This window comes from Streptomyces sp. BR123 (assembly GCF_013401435.1).
Lineage (GTDB): Bacteria > Actinomycetota > Actinomycetes > Streptomycetales > Streptomycetaceae > Streptomyces.
In genome coordinates, this window is record NZ_JACBGN010000386.1 from 1 (window position 1) to 6,025 (window position 6,025).

Consider the following 6,025-nt stretch of genomic DNA (forward strand, 5'->3'; position numbering starts at 1 on the left):
GGGGTGGGCTGCGGCGGGCAGGGGCCGGTGTAGAAGGAGCCCTCGGTGCGGGTGTGGATAGCCATCACCGGTACCTCGGGGGTGGGCAGCTCCCAGTCGAAGGCGCTCATCCAGCGGCCGTCGACGACGGGGCCGCGGAACTCGCGGCCGCTGCCGATCCCGCGGTCGCCGGGCAGCCCGCCGAACAGCTCCTCCCAGGCGTACATGAGGTCGGCGGCGGGGACCTCGCGCAGCCCCGGCACGGTCGTGCCGAACCGGCGCGCCAGGGCCTCGTACGCGGTGCGGGCGTCGGCCGGGGTCAGCGAGGTGGACGGGTCCCACACGTGACAGGCGCTGATCGGCACGATCCGGCGGATGATGCCGCGCAGTTCGGGCAGGAGGGCCAGCTGCCAGGTGCTCGCCCCGCCGGCCGAGGTGCCGGCGACGGTGATGTTGCCGGGGTCGCCGCCGAACGCGGACGCGTTGGCGTGCACCCAGCGCAGCAGCGCCGCCTGGTCCTGCAGGCCCCAGTTGGCGAAGTCGCCCGTCTCGGGATCGGTGAAGTCCTCGTGGAGTCCGAACCCGAGGGCGGCGAGGCGGTAGTTGAAGGTGACGACGACCAGGTCGCCGCGGTCGGCGAGGCGCGCACCGTCGTACACGGGCAGGCTGCCGCCGCCGACCATCCAGCCGCCGCCGTGGATGTAGACCAGCACCGGCCGGGCGTCCTCGGAGCCGGTGCCCGGCGTCCAGACGTTGGCGTACAGCGAGTCCTCGGAGCTGCCGGGGATGATCGGCTGGAGGGATTCGGGTGCGAAGGCGGTGGCGTCGCGGACCCCGCTCCAGGGGACGGGCGGGCGCGGCGAGGCGAAGCGCAGCTCCCCGACCGGCGGCTGGGCGTACGGGATGCCCCGGAAGACGGAAAGCCGTCCGGTGCGCTCGCCGGCGACCAGGCCCGCGGTGGTGCGGGCCAGCACGTCCCCGGTCTCCGGTGAAGGGCTGTGGGCGGCGGAAGGTGCCATGGCCGTGAGGTCTCCATCGTCATCGGCGGGCGGGCAGTCACACCGACTCATCAAATGCCGCGTCGGATGACTCTGGACCATCCGATGCTGGTAAACGCGCGAGAGGGCGGCAACAAGCCGGAGGGCACTCTGTCAGGTGCCGTGTTGTCCGTCATCTCGACGGGACGGCTCCCGGTGGCCGTGTATTTTCATTCGGCGTACGCTGCCCGGTTCGAATGGTCAAGGAGAATGCGATGCGGGACGACGCAGAAGTGGCCGAATATCTCGATCGGATAGGCGCGAAGAGGCCGGGGAAAGCAGACCTGGAGGGCCTCGCCCACCTCCAGGAACGGCACGTCCTTTCTGTACCGTTCGAAAACATCGACTACCACCTCGGGCGGGAGATCCACCTCGGGGAGCAGGCCGTCGACAAGATCGTCCGGCAGCGCCGCGGCGGCGGCTGCTACGAGGTCAACTCCGCCTTCGGCGCGCTCCTGGCCGCCCTCGGGTACACCGTCGAGATCCTCCCGGGCCGGGTGTACCGGCCGGACGGGCTGGGACCGGCCATGTGCCACCTGGCGCTGCGCGTGACCCTGGACGGCGAGCCCTGGCTGGTGGACGCCGGCTTCGGCCGCAACAGCCGCCACCCCCTCCGCCTGCACAGCTCCGATCTGCAGAAAGACCCGCACGGGGAATACCTCGTCGCGCCGGCGGAGGACGGCGGCTTCGACGTGTCCCAGGACGGCAGGCCGCTCTACCGGGTCGACGACCGGCCCTGCCGGCTCGCCGACTTCGGGCCGACCCTGTGGTGGTGGCGCACCAGCCCGGACTCGCCGTTCCTGCAGGAGCTCTTCTGCTCCCTGCCGCTGGCCGACGGCGGCCGGGTCACGCTGAAGGACAAGCGCCTGGTCAGGATCGAGGGCGGCGGGCGCACGGTGGCGGAACTCGATACCGGCGAAGCCCTCCTGGAGGCGTACCGCACGCACTTCCGGATGGAAATCGACGAGCTTCCCGAAGGCGGCGGAGCGAACCAGGCCGCGGGAATCCGGCTGGCCTGACACGGGGATCCGGCCGGGCCGGCACGGGCAGTTGACGGACTCGGCCGAATTGCGTGGACCGGCTCCGGCCGACCGGCGCACGATGCGAAGAGTGCGGCGTTACTCCGTACCCGGAAGGAGCATTGTGTCCACCGTTGACCCCCTGCTGGAATTTCCGCTCGACACCCAGCCGGACCCCGACGAATTCCTGCGCGCCGCCCTGCGGTGGCATTTCTCCCCGGAAACGGGTTCGCCGTTCTGGCTGGAACGCGCGGGAACTCTCGGGTTCGACCCGCTGACCGACATCGGCGGGTTCGACGACCTGAAGAGGTTCCCGAACCTCGCGAACGAACTGCGCGACGTGCGGGCCGAGGACCTCATACCCCGCGGCTACGGCGCGCGGCCCGACGTCGTCGGCGTCTACGAGAGCGGCGGCACCACCGGCGCCCCCAAGCGCATCGTCCTGCTCAAGGAGTGGCTGGACCGGCTGCTCGCCTGGAGCAGCGGCCAGCTGGACCGCCACGGTGTCCCGCAGGACGTGAACTGGCTCGTCGTCGCCCCGACCGGCCCGCACATGGTCGGTGACGTGATCAAGCGGCAGACCGCCTTCCGCGGCGGTCTCGCCTTCACCGTCGACCTCGACCCGCGGTGGGTGAAGAAGCTCATCGCCGACGGCAAGACCGCCGAGGCCGGTGCCTACGCCGAGCACATCGTCGACCAGGTGGCGTTCCTGCTGCAGACCCAGGACATCGGCGTCCTGATGTGCACCCCGCCGGTGCTGGAACGCCTCGCGCGCCGCCCCGACCTGGCCAAGCTCATCGACGAGAAGGTCAAGGCGATCAACTGGGTCGGCACCCAGATGGACGCCGACACCCGCTACCTGTACCGCACCGAGGTCTTCCCGAAGGCCCACCTGTACAGCGGCTACGGCTCGACGATGATCCTCGGCAACGCGAGCGAGCGCCCGGGCCTGACCGACGACGACCCGTGCATCTACGACCCGTTCGCCCCGCACATGGTCTTCGACGTCGTCGATCCCGAGACCCGCGGGACCGTCGCGTACGGCGAGCGCGGCCAGGTCGTCATGCACCACATCAGCAAGAGCCTGTTCATGCCGAACAACCTGGAGCGCGACCACGCGACCCGCGTGCCGGCCCCCGAGGGCGTCCGGCAGATCGGCGACTCCGTGGCGGACATCGCCCCGGTCCAGGAGTTCGACAACGAGACCGTCATCGAAGGGGTCTATTAATGAACGCCGGCCTGATCACGCTCGACGCGCTCGGGCCCGCCGGACCCTTCCGCGCCCGCAAGCGCATGACCGTCACCGACGTGACGGGCGCGCCGGTCGCCGAACTCAGCCTGGTCCCCAAGCTGTTCGTGACCCGCGCCATGGACGCCCTGCGCAAGGCCCGCACGATGCCGGCCGCCGAGCGGACCGCCGCGCTGGCCCGGGCGGGGCGCATCTTCGCCGAGGAGACCATCGACGGCCTCACGTTCGCCGAGTACGAGCGCACCGTCGCCCGTGTCTCCGGCGTGCCGATCGGCGTCGTGCAGGCGGCGACCGCCGCCATCATCGAGGCCACGGAGGTGGCGCCGGTCGCCGCCTACCAGGCCCGGCCGACCGGCGCCGTGGACGACTGGCGGGCCGACGAGACCCGCAGCGGCAGCGCCGTGTGGACCCGCAAGGGCGACGTCTTCGCGGTGCACGCCGCCGGCAACCACCCCGGCCCGCACTCGCTGTGGGTCGAGGCCCTCGCCATGGGCTACCGGGTGGCCGTACGCCCCTCGCGGCGCGAGCCGTTCACCCCGCACCGCCTGATCTCCGCCCTGCGGGCCGCCGGCTTCGGCAACGACCAGGTCGTGCTGCTGCCCACGGACTACGAGGCGGCGGACGAGATCCTGCGCAGCGCCGACTACGGGCTCGTGTACGGCGGTGACGAGGTCGTCCGCAAGTACGCGGGCACCCGGGTGCTGCCGCAGGGCCCGGGCCGCTCGAAGATGCTGGTCCCGGCCGGCGTCGACTGGCGCGACCACCTCGACGTCATCGTGGACTCCATCAGCCACCAGGGCGGTGTGGCCTGCATCAACGCCACCACCGTGCTGATCGACGGGGACCCGGCGCCGCTCGCGCGGGCCATCGCCGAGCGGCTGGCGGAGATCCCGAGCCTGCCGCCGGAGGACGAGAAGGCGGTCCTGGCGGTCCAGCCGGTGGAGGGCGCCCGCAAGCTGGAGCAGTTCGTGCTCGCCCGGGCCGCGGGGACCACCGCGCACCTCGGCGGCGACGGCATCGTGGAGGAGCTCGGCGACGGCAGCGCCGTGCTGCGCCCCGCGGTGCACCAGCTCGACCGGCCGGACGCCGACCAGGCCGGCATCGAGCTGCCGTTCCCCTGCGTGTGGGTGGCCCCGTGGACGCCCGCGGACGGGATCGGCCCCCTGCGCAACTCGCTGGTGCTGACCGCGTTCACCGAGGACGAGGAGCTCATCGACGAGCTGCTGCAGGAGCCCACCATCAGCAATCTCTACCTGGGCGACCACCCGACGTACTGGATCCGCCCGGGCGTCCCGCACGACAGCTACCTCGGCGAGTTCCTGATGCGGACCAAGACCGTCATCCGCGACTGAGGCAGCCCGCGCAAAGCACCTGCAGGTCCGGGTCGGCCGCGCGGCCGACCCGGACCCGCACACTCCGCCTGCACCGCCCATGTCCCGAGAAGGAGCTAGTTGTCATGACCATGAATGGAACGGAGGGTTCCAGACCTGTGAGACTGCCCAGACTCGACTCCCTGACCGGTCTCCGCTTCCCCGCGGCCCTCCTCGTCTTCCTCTACCACGCCTCCCTCGGCGTGCCGTGGATCCGGCTCTTCGAGAGCGACACCGCGAACGACACCTTCGCCAGGTACGTCTCCCAGGCCGGCGCCCTCGGCGTCACGTTCTTCTTCGTGCTCAGCGGCTTCGTCCTGACCTGGTCGGCCCGCGAGAAGGACACCTTCCGCGCGTTCTGGCGCCGCCGCTTCGTGAAGATCTACCCGAACTACGTGATCACCTGGGCGCTCGCCCTCGTCACGTTCGCGGCGGTCATGACCGAGCCCTGGCAGGCCGTGGTCAACCTGTTCATGCTCCAGGTGTGGGTGCCCGACTTCGCGACCAACTTCAGCGTGGACCCGCCCAGCTGGTCCCTCGGCGCCGAGGCGATCTTCTACCTCGCCTTCCCGCTGCTCATCCTGTTCATCAGGAAGATCGACCCGGCGAAGCTGAAGTACTGGATCGCGGGCGTCATGGCCGCCGTCTTCCTCACCCCGACGCTGACCTACGCGGTGATCCCCGGCGGCGGCATGCAGATGCCCGGCGCCGACGGCACCTCCACCGTGCAGTACTGGTTCGCGTACGTCCTGCCGCCCGTCCGCCTGCTCGACTTCGCGCTCGGCATCCTCGTCGCCCGCGCGGTGATGACCGGCCGCTGGCGCAACATCGGCATGACCGCGTCGGCCGTACTGCTCGCCGTCAGCTACGGGATCGCCCTGAACGTGGAGCACCTGTACGCGCAGCGCGCCGTCACCCTCATCCCGATCGTCCTGATGATCGCGGCCTTCGCCATGCGCGACGCCGAGAGCAAGCCGACGCCGTTCAACAACCGCTTCATGGTCTGGCTCGGCGAGATCTCCTTCGCCTTCTACCTGGTCCACTACATCGTCCTGGCCTACTCCCGGAAGCTGCTGGGCGAGGAGCTCTTCTCGACCCCGGTCGGCATCGCCCTGATCGCCGCCCAGGCGGTCGTCAGCGTCCTGCTGTCCTGGGCGCTGTACGCCTGGGTCGAGGCGCCCGTCACCCGCCGCTTCTCCAGCTCCCGCAAGGCCAAGGCCGCCAAGGCCGCCGCCGCGGCGGCCGGGGCCGCCACCGGGGCACCGGACGGCACGTCCGACCCGTCCCGGGACCGCCTGACCGTCTGACCGCCCGACCGCCCGACCGCCCGACCGACCACGGCCCGGCCGCCCCGCCCCACCGGCACCGCAC

General features: G+C 71.2%; 5 protein-coding genes. 4 read left to right on the top strand and 1 reads right to left on the bottom strand.

The genetic code is table 11. From position 1 onward, the window contains the following. The coding region (locus tag HYE82_RS33300; protein WP_256988018.1) for a carboxylesterase family protein at positions 1 to 998 on the bottom strand (998 nt) is incomplete at its 3' end. Positions 999 to 1,231: 233 nt separating this feature from the next. Between HYE82_RS33300 and HYE82_RS33305 the strand changes: the two genes are divergently transcribed. The 4 genes from HYE82_RS33305 to HYE82_RS33320 all read left to right on the top strand — a co-directional run bounded on the left by HYE82_RS33305 (position 1,232) and on the right by HYE82_RS33320 (position 5,961). Then, positions 1,232 to 2,035 (top strand): arylamine N-acetyltransferase, encoded by an 804-nt coding sequence (locus HYE82_RS33305; RefSeq protein ID WP_179177949.1) that lies wholly within the window; start codon positions 1,232 to 1,234, stop codon positions 2,033 to 2,035. 124 nt (positions 2,036 to 2,159) lie between these two features. Next, positions 2,160 to 3,263: a phenazine antibiotic biosynthesis protein gene (locus HYE82_RS33310; RefSeq protein ID WP_179177950.1), complete on the top strand. Its 1,104-nt coding sequence runs from the start codon at positions 2,160 to 2,162 to the stop codon at positions 3,261 to 3,263. Continuing rightward, positions 3,263 to 4,636 carry an aldehyde dehydrogenase family protein gene (locus HYE82_RS33315; protein WP_179177951.1) on the top strand — a complete coding sequence of 458 codons (1,374 nt, stop codon included), beginning with the start codon at positions 3,263 to 3,265 and terminating at the stop codon, positions 4,634 to 4,636. The genes HYE82_RS33310 and HYE82_RS33315 overlap by 1 nt, the downstream gene beginning before the upstream one ends. 137 nt (positions 4,637 to 4,773) lie before the next feature. After that, positions 4,774 to 5,961, top strand: coding sequence for an acyltransferase (locus tag HYE82_RS33320; RefSeq protein WP_309144534.1), 1,188 nt, complete (start codon positions 4,774 to 4,776; stop codon positions 5,959 to 5,961). Positions 5,962 to 6,025: the final 64 nt, after the last annotated feature.

Excerpts from the sequence above, each read along its gene's own strand:
- HYE82_RS33305 (WP_179177949.1), top strand. The coding sequence starts at position 1,232 with ATGCGGGACGACGCAGAAGTGGCCGAATATCTCGATCGGATAGGCGCG.
- HYE82_RS33315 (WP_179177951.1), top strand. The coding sequence starts at position 3,263 with ATGAACGCCGGCCTGATCACGCTCGACGCGCTCGGGCCCGCCGGACCC.